The sequence below is a fragment of the Sorangiineae bacterium MSr11367 genome, from assembly GCA_037157805.1.
GTDB lineage: Bacteria > Myxococcota_A > Polyangia > Polyangiales > Polyangiaceae > Pendulispora > Pendulispora rubella.
In genome coordinates this window covers 5,696,368-5,713,844 of record CP089983.1, presented here as the reverse complement: position 1 = coordinate 5,713,844, position 17,477 = coordinate 5,696,368, and the positions used below count along the sequence as shown (strand labels likewise).

At 65.0% G+C, this 17,477-nt stretch carries 4 protein-coding genes; all 4 read right to left on the bottom strand.

Translation table 11 applies throughout. The features are described from left to right. Positions 1-7: 7 nt before the first annotated feature. The 4 genes from LVJ94_21655 to LVJ94_21640 all read right to left on the bottom strand — a co-directional run bounded on the left by LVJ94_21655 (position 8) and on the right by LVJ94_21640 (position 17,450). Entirely contained in the window at positions 8-262 is a 255-nt protein-coding gene (locus tag LVJ94_21655; protein WXB09824.1) for an acyl carrier protein, read from the bottom strand. Positions 263-272: 10 nt separating this feature from the next. Next, a complete protein-coding gene (locus tag LVJ94_21650) occupies positions 273-1,217 on the bottom strand; it encodes a ketoacyl-ACP synthase III (GenBank protein WXB09823.1) in 945 nt (314 codons plus the stop codon). Between the two features lie 223 nt (positions 1,218-1,440). Then, positions 1,441-6,816 (bottom strand): amino acid adenylation domain-containing protein, encoded by a 5,376-nt coding sequence (locus tag LVJ94_21645; GenBank protein WXB09822.1) that lies wholly within the window; start codon positions 6,814-6,816, stop codon positions 1,441-1,443. Beyond that, complete coding sequence (locus tag LVJ94_21640) at positions 6,813-17,450, bottom strand: SDR family NAD(P)-dependent oxidoreductase (protein ID WXB09821.1); 10,638 nt, start codon at positions 17,448-17,450, stop codon at positions 6,813-6,815. The genes LVJ94_21645 and LVJ94_21640 overlap by 4 nt, the downstream gene beginning before the upstream one ends. Positions 17,451-17,477: the final 27 nt, after the last annotated feature.

Genomic DNA, 17,477 nt, shown 5'->3' with positions numbered 1-17,477 from the left:
GTGGGGGTCATCTCGCGTTCGCGGCACGACCCGCCGTACGGGCGCTGGCGCAGTCGATCATGTCCTGAAGGGTGCGCAGCCGGCTGGCCTCCGTGGGAGAAATGGAGAATTGGTAGGACTGCTCTAGCTGAAAGAGCAGATTCGCCATATCGAGCGAGTCCAGCCCTTGCTGCGCCAGGGGCGCGTGATCGTCCAGCTCGGACCCGGTGACGTGAATTTCGGCTGCGATGAACAATCGAAGAATGTCGTCTCTCGTAATCATGTTGACTCCATCATGGTTGCAACTCGATCAAATTGGTTCCCCACGAGAAACCGACCCCGAATCCGCTCAATACGACTCTTGCGTCCCGGTTCCGGCGCAGGTTTTCCTTCAGCAAGATAGGTATGGACGACGATACGGTGTTGCCGTACCTCTCGATCTCGAACGGGACCTTCGTCGCATCGAGCCCCAGCGCCCCGCGCAGAAAGTCGATGATGTATTTGGACCCGGGGTGCAGAAGAAACCGGTCGACCTCGCGGGTGCTGAGGCCATTTCGCTCGAGCACGCGCTGGATGCTTTGCGGCACCTCGCGGGCGGCATGAGAGAAGACTTGGCGCCCATCCATGTTCAGCCGTTGGCCGTCGTGGATCAGGCACTCGTAGCTATTGGGGGCCGTGCCGAAGTCCGAATCGATCAGGGCGTACCCCGGTTCGTCCTTGGAGAGAACCGAAACGGACGCCGCATCTCCGAAGATGAGCGCCGTTCCTTTGTCGTTCGGGTCCACGATGGTCGAATAAGGATCGCAGGTGAAAAGCAGCGCTTTGCCCGGGGCCAGCGTCTCGAGAAGGGCCGTGGTGATCGCGAGCCCGTGCGTATAGCCCGCGCACCCTTGGGAAATGTCGAACGTCGCGCAGGACTTTTCGAGTCCGAGCTTTTGATGAACGATGGCGGCGGTGTGCGGGACCCTGCGGTCCGGATTCTGGGTGACCACGCACGCGAGCTTGATCGAGCCGAGATCGATGGGAGTCTTCTCGGTCAGGTCGTGGAACGCCTTGACGCAAAGGTCGCTCGCGGCCTCCGATTCGTCTTTGATGGATCGCTCCAGTACGCCGATTTTGTTCTCGAGGAATGTCGGGTCTATTTTGAATGCAGGCGCCCGTTCGACGTTCGAGATTCGGCGCGACGGAATGTGCGTGCCAATGGCGACGATGCGCGCGCGGTCTTTCGGTGCGTTCATAGGTGATCGACCTTGGCTGAAATCAAGTCGCGCATCTCTGTCCGTCAGCTTCTAACGTGGATGGGGTCCCATGAGCGTCTGCGGCGCTGGCAGTGTTTCGCTGCCGGCGGCGGCTTTGGACGGAGTGGCGACAGCGGCTTTGAATAAAGGTAGAGCAAACGAGTAACGCGTCTTCTCGAGATCGAGACGTGCTCGAACGTGATGGTGCGAGGCCTCCTGCTCGTCAGTGCAAGCGACGCTTGGCTTCAATCCTCGATGTGATTTGTCTGGCCAAAATCCGAACGTGAGGATTCTGGAGCATCGATAGGTGATCCCCGTCGGCCTCGACGACTGTAAGTTGTCCTTCGACGAGCGGCGCCCAATCCCGCTCGGGGGCCTTCGACAAGGACCGCCCCCTGTCCACGGGGCGGAAGAGGATCGTGTCTGCCGCGTACGGCGTGGGCTCGTACGTGATCATCAGCTTCTCGCACTCCTGGAAGTTGCGGAGAAACTCCGCAGTGTCGGGCGTGAGCTCTTCCAAGCCGAGCGACTGCATCATGACCTCGGTCGTCAGCCGAGACTTCGCCGTCGGATCGGGAAGCTCGCTGTCGAACAAGAGAACGGCTTCGACCAGCTCGCCGCGTTCCGCCAGATATCGCGCCATCTCGTGCGCCACGATTCCACCGAACGATGCGCCGCCGAGGAGATAAGGACCCTTCGGAATACGCGCGCGCACCGTTTCGACGTAGCGCGCCGAAAGGCGCGCGATGGAATCGTCCATCGCGTCATAGGCCGCGGTTATCCCATAGACGGGTTGATCGGGCGGGAGGTGCGCCGCGAGGGCATAATATTCGGCGCCCGTGCCTCCGGCTCGGTGAACGAGGATCAGCGGCACGCGCGTCGGGCTGCCTCGCTTGATCTCGATGAGCTGGGGCGAGCGGTGGCCGGCGCCGACCGGGCGCACGTGGCTGTCCGAGGCGCCCGAACGGCAATGCGTGACGATCGCTCGCAGTGCGGCCACGAATGCGCCGGCGACGCTCTCGATCGTCGATCGGTCGTGGAGGTGCTCGCTGTAGGACCAGACGAATCGGAGGCTCCCCGCGGTGACCCACCCGTCGATCTCCAGCAGATGCGTCCTCCGGTCGACAGGGCTTCTCCATGGGCCGGTCGACTCGCTCGCCGCAGCGAACGGCGACGAGGCGGACGCGATCCCATCGATTTGGCCGAGGTAGTTGAAGCTCATCTCCGCTCGCGGAAGGGCGGCGAGCTCCGTGCGCATGTCTGCCTCGCCACCATCCCGCATCGGGTAGCGCAATAGGCCGTATCCGAGCCCGCGACGCGGAATGCGCCGTAGCTGCTCCTTGATCGCCTCGAGGGACTCGGCCATCGACGTCTCTGGCGACTCCAGCACCACGGGGAACATCGTCGTAAACCAGCCCACCGTGCGCGATACGTCGACCTCCGCCCCGATCTCTTCGCGACCGTGGCCTTCCAAATCCACGCAGATGCGGCGCGTCCCGGTCCAGGCCGCGACCGCTTGCGTCAGCGCCCAAAGCAGCACGTCGTTGATGTGTGTGCGGTAGGCTTCGGGCACCTCGCGCAGCAGGGTGCGGGTATCTTCGTCGTTGAGGGCGACGTCCACGGTTTTCGTGGAAGCCACCGTGTTCTCGCCGCCGTCGCGGTCCAACGGAAGGCGATCACGCGGATGAGACGATCGCCAATAGGCGAGCTCCTTCGCCACGTCCTCCGACTGCGCATACGTCGACAGCTGCTCCGCCCACTCCTTGAACGACGTTGTCTTTCGAGGCAGCGCGAGGCTTTCTCTCCGACGCGCTTGCCCATAGACGGTTGCCAGATCTTCGAGGAGAATTCGCCACGAGACGCCGTCCACGGCGAGATGGTGAATGACGATCAAGAGCCGGTTCGTGCGCAGTGGTCCAAGGTTCATCACCGCGACACGGAGCAGCGGTCCAGTCTCGAGGCACAAGCTGGCTTGAGCCTCGGCGGCGGCCTTTTCGATTGCAGGTGCTAGGTGCTTGTCGGGGATGGCCGACAAGTCCGTCGTGGCGACCGTCACCTCGTCGTCCGCCGCGGCGTTGATCTGCGACATGCTGGCTCCGTCTCGCACGAAGCGCAGCCTAAGCGCGTCATGGTGCTGCACGAGGTGGCCAATCGCGCGCTGGAGTGCGTCCACGTCGAGGGGCTTGCGAACCTCGAACATGAACGCCTGATTGTAGTGATGCGGTTCGGCGAGATCTTGCTCGAAGTACCACCGCTGGATTGGCGTCAATGGCACGGGGCCGGTCACAACGCCTTGCTCTGCCGGGCAGGGCGCGCCCCCAGCGGCCCGAGTGGCCAAGCCGGCAATCGTCTGGTGTTCGAAGAGGTGCCGCACCGACAGGGTGAGTCCAGCGTGCTGCGCCTTGCTGATGACCTGAATGGCGAGGATGGAATCGCCGCCCAAGGCGAAGAAGTTGTCCTCGACACCCACGCGATCGAGCCGGAGCACCTCCGCCCAGATCCGCGTCAGCTCCGCCTCCACCGGTGTGCGGGCTGCCACGAAGTCGTGCTCCTGTTCCGGCCTCTGGCCATTCGGTGCGGGCAACGCACTCCGATCGACCTTGCCGTTCGTGGTCAGCGGCATGGTGTCCAGCCACACGAATGCTGACGGGATCATGTAAGGCGGCAGCTTGCTCCCAAGGTAGTCTCGCAGATCGGCCGCCCCCGGCACGGTCGCGTCTTTCCGCAACACGAGGTAGCCCACTAGGCGCTTGTTCCCCGGCGTATCTTCTCGCGCCGTCACGACCGCGTCCCTCACCGACGGGTGCTTTCCGAGCACTGCCTCGATCTCTCCGAGCTCGATCCGGAAACCTCGGATCTTCACCTGATGATCCGCGCGACCCAGGAATTCGATGCTCCCGTCGGGCAGATAACGGCCCAAATCGCCGGTCCGATACAGTTTTCCTTCCCCGAAGGGGTTCCGAAGGAAGCGCTCGGACGTCAGTGTTGGTTCGTTCAGATAGCCCCGCGCCACACCGTCGCCACCGATGTAGAGCTCCCCGGGCACGCCGATGGGCACCGGCTCGAGAGCGGCATCGAGCAGGTAGATCTGCGTGTTGGCGATGGGGCGCCCGATGGTCGGGTCCGCGCTCGTGAGGCGCGCGAGGGTCGACCAGATGGTGGTCTCCGTCGGGCCGTAGAGGTTCCACACCTCGGGGACCTCCTTCAGGAGCTGCTCGGCCAGGCTTACGGGGAGCGCTTCACCGCCGCAGAGCACCTTGAGCGCGTGCGGCAACGACGGCCACGGCTCCTGGGTGAGCATGCGCCAGGTGGAGGGCGTGGCCTGCATCATGGTGACCCCAGCGCGCTCGAGCAACGCCTTCAACAGCTCGGCGTTGGCGGCCTCCTCGCGCGTGGCGACGACGATGCGTGCGCCGCAGACCAGGGGCAGGAACATTTCCAGCGCGGCGATGTCGAACGACAGCGACGTGACCGCGAGCAGCACGTCGTCGGCGGAGATGCCCGGTGCCTCGCGCATGGTCCACAAGAAGTTGACCACGTTGCGATGCTCGATCATCACGCCCTTGGGCCGCCCAGTGGAGCCCGAGGTGTAGATGACGTACGCGAGCTGCTCCGGCTTATGCCCCGCGGAATCGGGGTTGTCGCTGGGGTACGCCTCGAGCTCGATCGCGCGGAGATCGGCCTCGCGGAGCACGCAGGTCGGCTCGGCGTCGGTCAGCATGTACGCCACGCGCTCCTCCGGATAGGAGGGGTCGAGCGGTACGTACGCGCCACCGGCTTTGAGAATACCCAGGAGGCCAATCACCATCTCCAGCGACCGCTCCACGCAGATGCCGACCAAGGTCTCCGGCCCCACGCCGAGTGTTCGCAGGTGGTGCGCCAATTGGTTGCTGCGACGATTCAGCTCGCCGTACGAGAGGCTCTCGTTTCCGAACACGACGGCATCCGTGCCGGGCGTCCGCGCCGCCTGCGCTTCGAACAGCTCGTGAACGCAGCGCGGTTCGCGCGGGGCCGAGGTCGCATTCCATTCGACGAGGAGCTTTTCGCGTTCGGCGTCCGAGAGGATCGACAGCTCCGAGATCGGCGTATCCGGGCGCGCCGCGAGATCGTCGAAGAGCCGAGCGAGGTGGCCGGCCATGCGCTCGATCGTCGCGGCATCGAACAGCGCTGTCGAGTATTCGATGAACGCGCCGATGGCGTCCCCCTCTTCTTTCATGACGAGGCTGAGTTCGAATTTGGCCGTTCCTTTTATGCTTGCATCGAGCAGATCGACGAGCAGCCTTCGATTGTCGGACCCGAGCCCCGCGTCCAGAACCGGGGCATTCTCGAAGACCAGCGTGGCCTGAACGAGCGGGTTGAGGCTCAGCCCTCGGGGAGCACCGACGGCGTTCACCACGTCGATGAAAGGTAGCTCGTTCTCGAGCGACGACTCGGCCTCGTCGCGCAAGCGTCCGATCGCCGCCGCGACCGTGGGATCGCCGGACAGATCACACCGCAGCACGACGGTGTTAGCGAAGAGGCCGATGAGATCGCGCAGCTCGCTCCGATCGCGACCGGCGGAGACCGTGCCAATGGGGAAGTCGGTCTGGCTTCCATAGCGGTGCAGCAGGATCGCCCATCCGGTGAGGAGCACGGCGAACAGCGTGCACCGCTCTCGGTCGGCAAGGGCCTTGAGGCGCGATGTCGTGGTAGGGGATAGCGAGAAGGCGTGGATGTCCCCTTCGTCGCCTCCAACGCCCGCCGGCGCACGGTCATACGGCAGCTTGAGTCGAGGTAGTTTCTGGAGGTGTTCTTTCCACCACGTGAGCGATTGCTTGTAAGTCTCTTGGGTTCGGCGCTGATCCAGCCAGCGAGCGTAGTCGGAATAGCGCACCTCGGGTTCGATCGGGGACGGGAGCTCGCCTTGCGCGAAGGCGTGGTAATTGCGACTGAGCTCCGTCATGAAGATCCCGATAGACCATGCGTCCGTGATGATGTGATGCTGGGTGACGAGAAGGATGTGCTCGTCGTCGGCGATCGTGATCACCTGCGCGCGCAGGAGCGGGCCGCGCGCCAGATCGAAGGGCGTATCCCGATGGACTCGGATCAAGCGCTCTGTTTCGGTCGCCCTCCGCTCGGGTGAGGCATCGCGCAAATCGACGTGAGGCAGTTCGACCGTCGCCTCAAGTCGGGTGATCGCGCACGGCTTTCCGTCGATCTCGGGGAACGTCGTCCGCAGTGCGGTATGGCGGGAGACGATCGCCTCGAGGCTGCACGTGAGAATTCTGCGGTCGAGAAGGCCCTTCCATTGCAGACCGATGTGGACGTTGTACATCGAGCTTTGGCCGACGACGCGGTCGACGAGCCAGAGCCCCTTTTGACTCGGAGAGAGCGGCGCGGGCTCTGTCTCCGGGACGGTCGCGCGCGGGATCGGTGACGCGGTCGCATGGAGACCGCCCCGCTTCAGGACGGCAATCAGGTCCTTCTTGCGCGCCACGATGGCGTCGCGGAGCTCTTTGGTCATCGCGCCTTTCGGCGCGCGGTAGGTGAGATTTTCGCCGTCGACGGAGAGTTTTACGCCGTTTGTGACGGAGAGAGAGAGGATGTCTTGAAGGTTCACAGCGTCTCCTGTTCGTACGCGTCGCCGGCGAGAGGTCCGGTCGGCGCCGCGTTGGCACGGAGCGACATCGCTTCGCGCAGCAGCCACTCCCCGAGGACGTACCGGGAGAGCGCGTCTACGGTGTCGTGCTTCCAGACAGCATCCGCCGGGAGCTGCAGTCCGACGACGGTGCCAAGTCGGTTTCGCAGCTCCACGCCCATCAGGGAGTCGAGTCCGAGCTCACGGAGAGGCCGGTTGACGTCGAATGTGCTGGGAGACGGAAAGTCGAGGATGGAGGCGACCGAGGTGCGCACGAAGTCGAGCATGAAGGTCCCGCGCTCCTCGGGAGACAGGGCGAGGAGTCTCTGCTTGAGTATCGCGGCGTTCATCGTGTCGGCGCGCGTGCTGCGGGCTCGGACGAGCCCGCGGAGCATCGGGGGCAAGGCGTGGCCGTGAGCTTGGAGGCGGACGAGGTCGAACCGTACGGGAGCAAGGCCGGCTTCGGAGCGAGCCAGCGCCTTGTCGAAGAGCGCGAGGCCCTTTTCCGCGGAGAGGGGGAGGACTCCAGCGCGGCGCATGCGTGCGGTGTCGGCGTCGCGGAGGTGGGCGGTCATGGCCGATGAGTCGGCCCAAAAGCCCCAGGCGAGGGAGGAGGCGGGCAGGCCGATGGCGTGGCGATGCTGTGCGAGGGCATCGAGGAAGGCGTTGGCGGCCGCGTAGTTGGATTGACCGGCGCCCCCGAGGACGCCCGCGACGGAGGAGAAGAGGACGAAGGCGGAGAGGTCCTTGTCTTTTGTGAGCTCGTGCAGGTTCCAGGCGGCATCGACCTTGGGGGCCAAGACGCGGTCGATGCGCTCGGGGGTCATGCCGGAGAGAATCCCATCGTCAAGGATTCCGGCGGTGTGGACGAGGGCGGTGAGGGGATGGGCCTCGGGGATGGCGTCCAACAGAGCTTGCAGAGCGGAGCGATCCGCGACGTCGCATGCCACGAGGGTGACGGAGGCGCCAGCGACTTCGAGCTGGCGTCGCAGGTCCTCGGCACCGGGAGCAGCCGGTCCCTTACGGGAGGTCAAGAGCAGGTGCTTGACGGCGTGGTTTTCGACGAGATGCCTCGCGACGAGGGCGCCGAGGGTTCCGGTCCCTCCGGTGATGAGGACGGTGCCTTGGGGATGGATGGGGCGGGAAAGCGCGGGGAGCTGACGCGGGCGCATCAATCGAGGAGCGAGTCGTTGACCGTCGCGCAGAGCGAGCTGCTTGTCGTCGAGGGGGAGAGAGTCGAAGAGAGCCCGCTGGGAAGCGTCGGATTGGTCGGAGTCGAGGAGGAAGAGAGGGAGGTTGGGGTATTCGTTCTGAGCGGAGCGGACGAGGCCCCAGATGGGAGCATGAGGGAGGTCGAGGACGTCTTCGTCGGTGTGGGTGGCGATGGCCCGGCGTGTGAGGAGCACGAGCGGAGTGGAAGCGAGGCGCTCGTCGCTTACCCAGGCCTGCAAAAGGGCGAGAGCGAGTGCAGTCGCGTCGTGGGCGCCAGCAACGACGTTTGCCGACGCGCGGGAGATGAAGGGAACGACGACGCCGTCGGGAGGGGAGGCACCTTGGTCGAGCGCGTGCCTTAGCGCATCGAGGTCGGGGTAGCGTTGGACGTGCTGGACTTCGAGCGCGGAGTCGACGTCGGCGGTTCCGAGGCGGGCCCAGGTGAGGGACTTGCTAGGCGAAGCGCTCGGTAGCGGAGTCCAGGAGACGTGAAACAGTGCATCGCGATGGGCGTCGAGGTTCCCGCGCAGTTGCTCGGCGGAGACCGGGCGCGCGGCAAGGGCCTCGACGAAGGCAACGGGCTCGCCGGTGGCATCGGCGATGGCGAGGGAGACGCCGCCTTCACCTTGCTGAAAGCGCACGCGGAGCGTGGATGCCCCCACAGTCCGTAGGGAGACGTCGCTCCACGAGAAAGGCAGTGCGACATCGCCCGAGTGCGCTGCACTCGCGTGCGCCGCAAACGCGTGGAGAGCAGAGTCGAGGAGGGCGGGATGGATGGCGAAGCGAGAGGCATCCTTGGCGATGGTTTCGGGCAGCGTGGCTTCGGCAAAGAGCTCGTCGCCGCGTTTCCAAACGGCGCGCAGGCCTTGAAAATCGGGACCGTAGGCGAGCCCGGAAGCCGCGAGGGTTTCGTAAAGCCCATCGAGCGGGACGGCGATGGCGCCCGGAGGAGGCCAGGCGCGGAGGTCGAAGCCCATGGAATCGGTGCTGCCGGGAGCGAGAGTGGCGCGAGCATGGCAGGTCCAGGGCACATCGTCGGAGGCGTCGTGGGGGCGGCCATGGATGGTCAAGGGCCGTCGACCCGTATCGTCGAGGGAACCGACGGACATCTGAATCAGGACCGCTCCGCTTTCGGGAAGCGAGAGGGCCGTTTCGAGGGTCAACTCCTCGAGGAGGTCGAGACCGACGCGGTGAGCGGCAAGAAGCGCGAGCTCGACGAAGGCGGTGCCGGGTAAGAGCACCGAGCCGAAGACAGCATGGCCGGCAAGCCATGGGTGCTCGGCGAGGGAGAGCTTTCCCGTGAACAAGAACCCATCGTTCTGCGCGAGCGAGATGGCCGCTCCGAGGAGTGGATGCTCGGCGGAGGATTGGCCGATGGAATGGACGTCGGCGCGATGGGCGGTGTTCTCGAGCCAGAAGCGCTCACGCTGAAAGGCATAGGTGGGCAAGGAAACACGCCGCGCGGCATGCGGTGCGAAGAATGCAGACCAGTCGAGCGCGACGCCGCCGGTGTGCAGCGCCCCGAGCGCCGAGGTGAGGGATTCGACCTCGTCGCGCTCCTTGCGCAGTGCCGTCACGAAGATGGGCGAGGGGCTGTCCTCGGTCAGAATATCGTGAGCGAGAGCCGACAGTTGAGCGACAGGACCCAGCTCGACAAATGTGCGTCCGCCCAAGCCGTGCAACGTCTGAACCGCGTCGGAGAAACGCACGGTCTGGCGAACCTGCTGGACCCAATAATCGGGGGAGCCGAGCTGCTGGTCCGTAGCGAGTTGGCCGGTGACATTGGAGACGATGGGGATGCGTGCAGGATGGAAGGAGAGAGTTTGTGCGACGCGGCGGAAGTCTTCGAGCATGCCGTCCATAAGCGGTGAGTGGAAGGCATGGCTGACGCGCAGGCGAGAGGTCTTACGCCCGAGAGCCTCGAAGTGACGCGCGATGGCCGAGATGGCGCCGTCGTCGCCCGAGACCACGACCGAGTGGGACCCATTGATGGCGGCGAGGCTGGCGCGGTCTTGGTGAAAAGCCATTAGCTCCCAGACTTCGAGTTCGGAGGCCTGAATGGCGAGCATGGCGCCGCGTTGCGGGAGCGCTTGCATGAGGGAGGCACGCGCGGCAACGAGCGAGCAGGCATCCTGGAGGGACAACACACCCGCAACGTGCGCGGCGACGACCTCGCCGATGGAGTGACCGACAAGAAATTCGGGGCGCAAGCCGAAGGATTGAAGGAGGCGGAAGAGCGCGACTTCGAGAGCGAAGAGAGCGGGCTGAGTATAGCCCGTTTGGTGGAGGAGAGGAGAGCTCTGGAGCCCGAAGGTGACGTCGCGAAGAGGGACGTCGAGCCGAGGGTCCAAGAGGGCGCAGACGGAGTCGAAGGCAACACGGAAGGCCGGGAAGGCCTGGTAGAGGGCGGAGCCCATGCCGGAGCGCTGGCTACCTTGCCCTGTGAAAAGCACGGCGAGTTTGCCGTCGGTGCCGCGGCGCCCGAGGACGGTATGCGGTGTAGATTGAGCGAGAGCGACGGAATGGAGGGAATCGAGAAGCACGTCGCGGTCATAGGCGACGAGAGCCGCGCGATGGTCGAAGTGAGCGCGCGAGGTGGCGAGGGAATAGGCGACGTCGTGGAGGAGGAGATCGGGATGCTTGAGGAGGTGGTCGCGGAGGCGCTCGGCCTGCGCCCGCAAGGCCGTCTCGGACTTAGCCGATAGGAGCAAAGGCAAAGGCTGCGGTACGGGGGCCGAGGAGGCCTTGGCTGCGAGCGAGCTTTCGAGGTGCGGGGCCTCTTCGAGAATGAGGTGGGCGTTGGTGCCGGAGATGCCGAAGGACGAGACTGCCGCACGGCGCGGGTGCCCATTCGTGGCCCATGGAATCGGCTCGTTGAGGAGGCGGATGGATCCGGAAGACCAATCGATGTGCGGAGATGGAGTTTCGGCGTGAAGGGTCCTTGGCAAAAGCCCGTTCTGCAGCGCGAGCACCATCTTGATGACGCCACCGACGCCTGCGGCTGCCTGCGTATGGCCGATATTGGATTTGAGGCTTCCGAGCCAGAGTGGGTTGTCTTCGGAATGGGCCTGGCCGTACGTCGCGAGAAGCGCGTGCGCCTCGATGGGATCACCCAAGGTGGTGCCGGTTCCGTGAGCCTCGACGGCATCGACATCTTGGGGAGAGAGACAAGCGCTGGCGAGCGCCTGCCGAATGACGCGCTCTTGGGAGGGACCATTGGGAGCCATGAGGCCTTGGCTCTTGCCATCTTGATTGACGGCGGAGCCCTTGATGACGGCGAGGACGGGATGCCCATTGCGGACGGCATCGGAGAGCTTCTCGAGGAGCAACATGCCCGACCCCTCGGCCCAACCCGCGCCATTGGCGTCGGCGGAGAAGGACTTGCAGCGCCCATCGGGGGCGCCCGCGCTCTCGGAATCCATCATCACGAAGATGGCGGGAGTAGCCATGACGGTAATACCGCCTGAGAGAGCGAGGGAGCATTCACCGAGACGGAGTGCTTGGCAGGCGAGATGAATGGCGACGAGCGAGGAGGAGCAGGCGGTGTCGACGCTGAGAGTGGGGCCTTGAAGGCCGAAGGTGTAAGCGATGCGTCCGGAGGCCACGCTGGCGGCACTACCGGTCCCGAGGAAGGTTTTGAGGTCATCCAGAGCAGGGGAAGAGGAGGCAAGGCGAGCGGCGTAATCGCTGTACATGATGCCGACGAAGACGCCTGTAGGAGAGCCGTGGAGAGAGGCGGGGTCGATGCCGGCGCGTTCGAAGGCTTCCCAGGAGTTTTCGAGTAAGAGTCGTTGCTGGGGATCGATAGTGAGGGTTTCGCGGGGACTGATGCCGAAGAAGGCGGGGTCGAAGCGATCGGCATCGAGGAGGAAGCCACCATGGAGGGCGTGGCGAGATGCCGCCTCATCGAGCGCATGGAGATCCCATCCGCGGTTTTGAGGGAAGGCGGAAATGGCATCATGGCCTTTGCTCACCAGGCTCCAAAGGTCTTCTGGGGAGGAGACGCCACCAGGGAAGCGGCAACTCATGGCGACGATGGCGATGGGGTCGAGGCCCGAAGCGGGCTCGAACCGCACCGCGGGTTGCTCGGGGATGCGTCCGAGGACCTTGGTGGTCAAGAACTGCGAGAGGGTGGTCGGCGTGGGGTAGTCGAAGAGGAGAGTGGGTTGGAGCTTCAGGCCGGTGGTGGCGGCGAGCCGATTGCGGAGCTCGACGGCCATGAGGGAATCGAGCCCGAGCTCCTGCAGAGGGCGATGGGTTTCGAGCGCAGCGGGTGATGGCAGTCCAAGGACGGCCGCCGTCTCGGCGCGTACGAGCCCGAGGACGAAGGCATGTTGCTCCGTGGGAGAAAGCCCGAGGAGGTGGTGGGCGAGTGAGGAAGCGGAGGCCTGGGCGGCGGTAGGACGTGCCGAGTGCGCGTGAACGAGGCTGCGGAAGAGAGACGGGAGGGAGGGAGCTTGAGCCTGAAGAGCGGAGCGATCGAGGAGAGTGGTGACGAGAGCGGGCTCGGAGCGAGCAAGTGCCTTATCGAGGAGCGCGAGCCCCTTTTCGGCGGAGAGGGGGAGGACTCCAGCGCGGCGCATGGGTGCGGTGTCGGCGTCGCGGAGGTGGGCGGTCATGGCCGATGAGTCGGCCCAAAAGCCCCAGGCGAGGGAGGAGGCGGGCAGGCCGATGGCGTGGCGATGCTGTGCGAGGGCATCGAGGAAGGTGTTGGCGGCCGCGTAGTTGGATTGACCCTGGCCACCGAGGACGCCTGCGAGGGAGGAGAAGAGGACGAAGGCGGAGAGGTCCTTGTCTTTGGTGAGCTCGTGCAGGTTCCAAGCGGCATCGACCTTGGGGGCAAAGACCCGGTCGATGCGCTCGGGGGTCATGCCGGAGAGAAGCCCATCATCGAGGATGCCGGCGGAGTGGACGACGGCGGTAAGGGGATGGTCGTGGGAGATGGTGTCCAACAGAGCTTGCAGAGCGGAGCGGTCACTGACGTCGCAGGCGGCGAGGGTGACGGAGGCGCCAGCGACTTCGAGCTGGCGTCGCAGGTCCTCTGCACCGGGAGCAGCCGGTCCCTTACGGGAGGTCAAGAGCAGGTGCTTGACGGCGTGGTTTTCGACGAGATGGCGGGCGACGAGGGCGCCGAGGGTTCCGGTCCCTCCGGTGATGAGGACGGTGCCTTGGGGATGGATGGCGCGGGAAAGCGCGGGGAGCTGACGCGGGCGCATCAATCGAGGAGCGAGTCGTTGCCCGTCGCGCAGAGCGAGCTGCTTGTCGTCGAGGGGGAGAGAGTCGAAGAGGGCCCGCTGGGAAACGTCGGATTGGTCGGAGTCGAGGAGGAAGAGAGGGAGGTCGGGGTATTCGTTTTGCGCCGTGCGGACGAGGCCCCAGAGGGGAGCATGAGCGAGGTTGAGGACATCTTCGTCGGCGTGGGTGGCGATGGCCCTGCACGTGAGGAACACGAGCGGCGTGGACGCGAGGCGCTCGTCGTTCACCCAGGCCTGCAAAAGGACGAGGGCGCGGGAGGTCGCTTCGTGGGTGTCTGCAACCACGTCCGTGGTTGTCGGCGCGATGCAGGGAACGATGACGCCGTCGGGCGCGGAGGCACCTTGGTCGAGCGCGTGCCTTAGTGCATCGAGATCGGCGTAACGTTCAACCTCGAGTGTAGGGTCGACGTCGCCCGTACCGAGGAGTGCCCAAGCCAAGGATTTGGACGGGGTTGCGGACGAAGCGTTCGGCAGCGGAGTCCAGGAGACGTGAAGCAATGCATCGCGGTGGGCGTCGAGGCTCCCGCGTAGTTGCTCGGCGGAGACGGGGCGGCTGGTAAGGGCCTCGACGAAGGCGACGGGCTCGCCGATGGCATCGGCGATGGCGAGCGAGACGCCGCCTTCACTTTGCCGAAAGCGCACGCGGAGCGTGGAGGCGTAGGCCGTTCGCAGAGAGACATCGTTCCACGAGAAAGGCAGTGCGACATTGCCCGAGTGAGCTGCACTCGGGTGCGCCACAAAAGCGTGGAAAACGGAGTCGAGGAGGGCGGGATGGATGGCGAAGCGGGAGGCATCCTTGGCGATGGTTTCGGGCAGCGTGGCTTCGGCAAAGAGCTCGTCGCCGCGTTTCCAAACGGCGCGCAGGCCTTGAAAATCAGGACCGTAGGCGAGCCCGGAAGCCGCGAGGGTTTCGTAAAGCCCATCGAGCGGGACGGCGATGGCGTCCGGAGGAGGCCAGGCACGGAGGTCGAAGCCCATGGAATCGGTGCTGCCGGGAGCGAGAGTGGCGCGAGCATGGCAGGTCCAGGGCACATCGTCGGTGGCGTGGTGGGGGCGGCCATGGATGGTCAAGGGCCGTCGACCCGTATCGTCGAGGGAACCGACGGACATCTGAATCAGAATGGCGCCGGTTTCGGGAAGGGAGAGGGGGGCTTCGAGAGTGAGCTCCTCGAGGAGGTCGAGACCGACGCGGTGAGCGGCAAGAAGTGCGAGCTCGACGAAGGCGGTGCCGGGTAAGATCACCGAGCCGAAGACAGCATGGCCGGCAAGCCATGGGTGCTCGGCGAGGGAGAGCTTTCCCGTGAACAAGAACCCATCGTTCTGGGCGAGCGAAACGATGGCACCGAGGAGCGGATGCTCGGCCGAGGACAGCCCGGCGGCGGAGACGTCGGCGCGATGGGCCGTGCTTTCGAGCCAGAAGCGCTCACGCTGGAAGGCGTACGTGGGCAAGGGGATGTGTCGTGCCTTAGGGAGGACGAGGTTCCAGTCGAGCGAGCGCCCACGCGTGTAGAGCTCCCCGAGCGAGAGAAGGAAGCGAGCGAGATCTCCTTGATCGCGACGTAGGGAGGAGACGAGCACGGCGTCCGTGCCAGAGCGCTCGAGGGAGGCGAGCAGTGGGACGTTGAGGACGGGATGTGGGCTGACCTCGACGAAGAAACGATGGCCGTCGTTGAGGAGCTTGTCGGCGGCCTCGACGAAGCGGACGGTTTGGCGGAGATTTTGAAACCAATACGCAGCGTCGAGCTCGGACCCGTCGAGGGTGGCGCCGGTGACGGTGGAGTAGAGAGAGATGCTGGAGGAGCGAGGGGAGATGGGAGCGAGATTTTGGAGCAGCTCGTCCTTGATGGCGTCTACGTGAGCGCAGTGGGAGGCGTAGTCGACCCGGACTTTGCGAGCGAAGATCTGAGCGTCGGAGAGCGATTGGAGGAGGGCGTCGATGGCGTCGACGTCACCGGAGACGAGTGTGGCGTGAGGGCTGTTGATGGCGGCGATGGCGATGCGCTGCCCGAAGGGAGCGAGAAGGGGCTGGAGAGCGTCGACCCCCCGCTCGATGGCAGCCATGGCACCAAGGCCTGCGAGTTTGACGAGCGCGCGGCTACGGACGGCGACGACGGAGGCGGCATCCTCGAGGGAGAGAGCGCCAGCGACGAAGGCGGCGGCGACTTCACCTTGGCTGTGGCCGACAACGGCGTCGGGGACGATGCCGAAGGAGCGCCACAAGGCGGCCAAGGAGACCATGACGGCGAAGAGAGCCGGCTGGACGACGTCGATGCGATCGAGCCAGTCGGAGCCGAGCTCGCCGCGCAGGAAAGGGAGAAGAGAGAAGGAGAGGTGGTGGGAGAGCGCTCGGTCGCAGGCTTCGAGCTGTTCGCGGAAGGGCGCGGACGTCTCGAGCAGGGAGCGGGCCATGCCGTCCCATTGCGAACCTTGTCCAGGGAAGACGAAGACGAGTTTGCCGTCGGAGGTGTCGCGGCGCCCGAGAACGGCGTGGTGTGTGGATTGAGCGAGAGCGACGGAATGGAGGGAATCGAGGAGCTGGTCGCGATCGTGCACGATGAGAGCGGCGCGGTGGTCGAAGTGAGCGCGCGTGGTGGCGAGGGAATAGGCAACGTCGTGGAGCTCGAGCTCCGGATGCTCGAGGAGGTGGTCGCGGAGCCGCTCGGCCTGAGCGCGCAAGGCCGTCTCGGACTTGGCCGACAGGAGCAAAGGCAAAGGCTGCGGCACGGGTGGAGCCGAGGAGGCCTCGGGAGTGAGCGAGATCTCGACGCGCGGAGCTTCTTCGAGAATGAGGTGGGCGTTCGTACCGGAGATTCCGAAGGAGGAGACGGCCGCGCGGCGACGCCGTCCATTCGGAGCCCAGGAAACGGGCTCGTTGAGGAGGCGGAGGTAGCCGGAAGACCAATCGATGCGCGGGGAAGGATTTTCGGCGTGAAGAGTCTTCGGCAAGAGCTCGTTCTGAAGTGCGAGGACCATTTTGATGACCCCACCGACGCCGGCGGCTGCCTGCGTATGGCCGATATTGGACTTGAGGCTCCCGAGCCAAAGAGGATTGTCTTCGGAATGGGCTTGCCCGTACGTCGCGAGAAGCGCGTGCGCTTCGATGGGATCGCCCAAGGTGCTGCCAATCCCGTGGGCTTCGACCGCATCGACATCTTGGGGAGAGAGGCAAGCACTGGCGAGCGCCTGCCGAATGACGCGCTCTTGGGAGGGACCATTGGGAGCCGTGAGGCCTTGGCTTTTGCCATCTTGATTGACCGCGGAGCCCTTGATCACGGCGAGGACGGGATGCCCGTTCCGGTGGGCATCGGAGAGCTTCTCGAGAAGCAGCATGCCCGCACCCTCGGCCCAACCCGCGCCATTGGCGTTGGCGGAGAAGGACTTGCAGCGCCCATCGAGCGCACTTGCGCCCTCGGAATCCATCACCATGAAGACGCCGGGAGTAGCCATGACGGTGACACCGCCTGCAAGAGCGAGCGAACATTCACCGAGACGGAGTGCTTGGCAGGCGAGATGAATGGCAACGAGCGAGGAGCTGCACGCCGTGTCCACACTCAGGGCGGGACCCACCAAGCCCAAGGTGTAGGCGATACGGCCCGAGGCAACGCTCGCCATATTGCCTGTGGCGAGGTAGTACCCTACCTCATCGAGGGACGTGGCGGACCGCCCCAGCCGGCTGGCGTAGTCACTTTGGGTAATACCGACGAAGACCCCGGTGGGGCTCGAGTGGAGGGATGCGGGATCAATTCCTGCACGTTCAAGAACTTCCCAGGAGGTTTCGAGAAGCAAACGTTGCTGAGGATCGAGTGCGAGGGTTTCGCGCGGGCTGATGCCGAAGAAGGCGGGGTCGAAGCGATCGGCATCGAGCAGGAAGCCACCGTGGAGGCCGTGGTGAGGAGCCGCCTCTTCGAGCGCATGGAGATCCCATCCGCGGTTTTGAGGGAAGGCGGAAATGGCATCTTGGCCTTTGCTCACCAGACTCCAGAGGCCTTCTGGGGAGGAGACGTTACCCGGATAGCGGCAACTCATGGCGACGATGGCGATGGGCTCGCGATCGCGCTGCTCGGCGGCGCGCAGGCGCTGCTCGGACGCCTGTGCCTCGAGCAACAAGAGCTTTAGATGTTCACGGAGTTTCGATTCGATGGTTGTCATGTGGACCCGCGGGAATTGGTGCTGTTG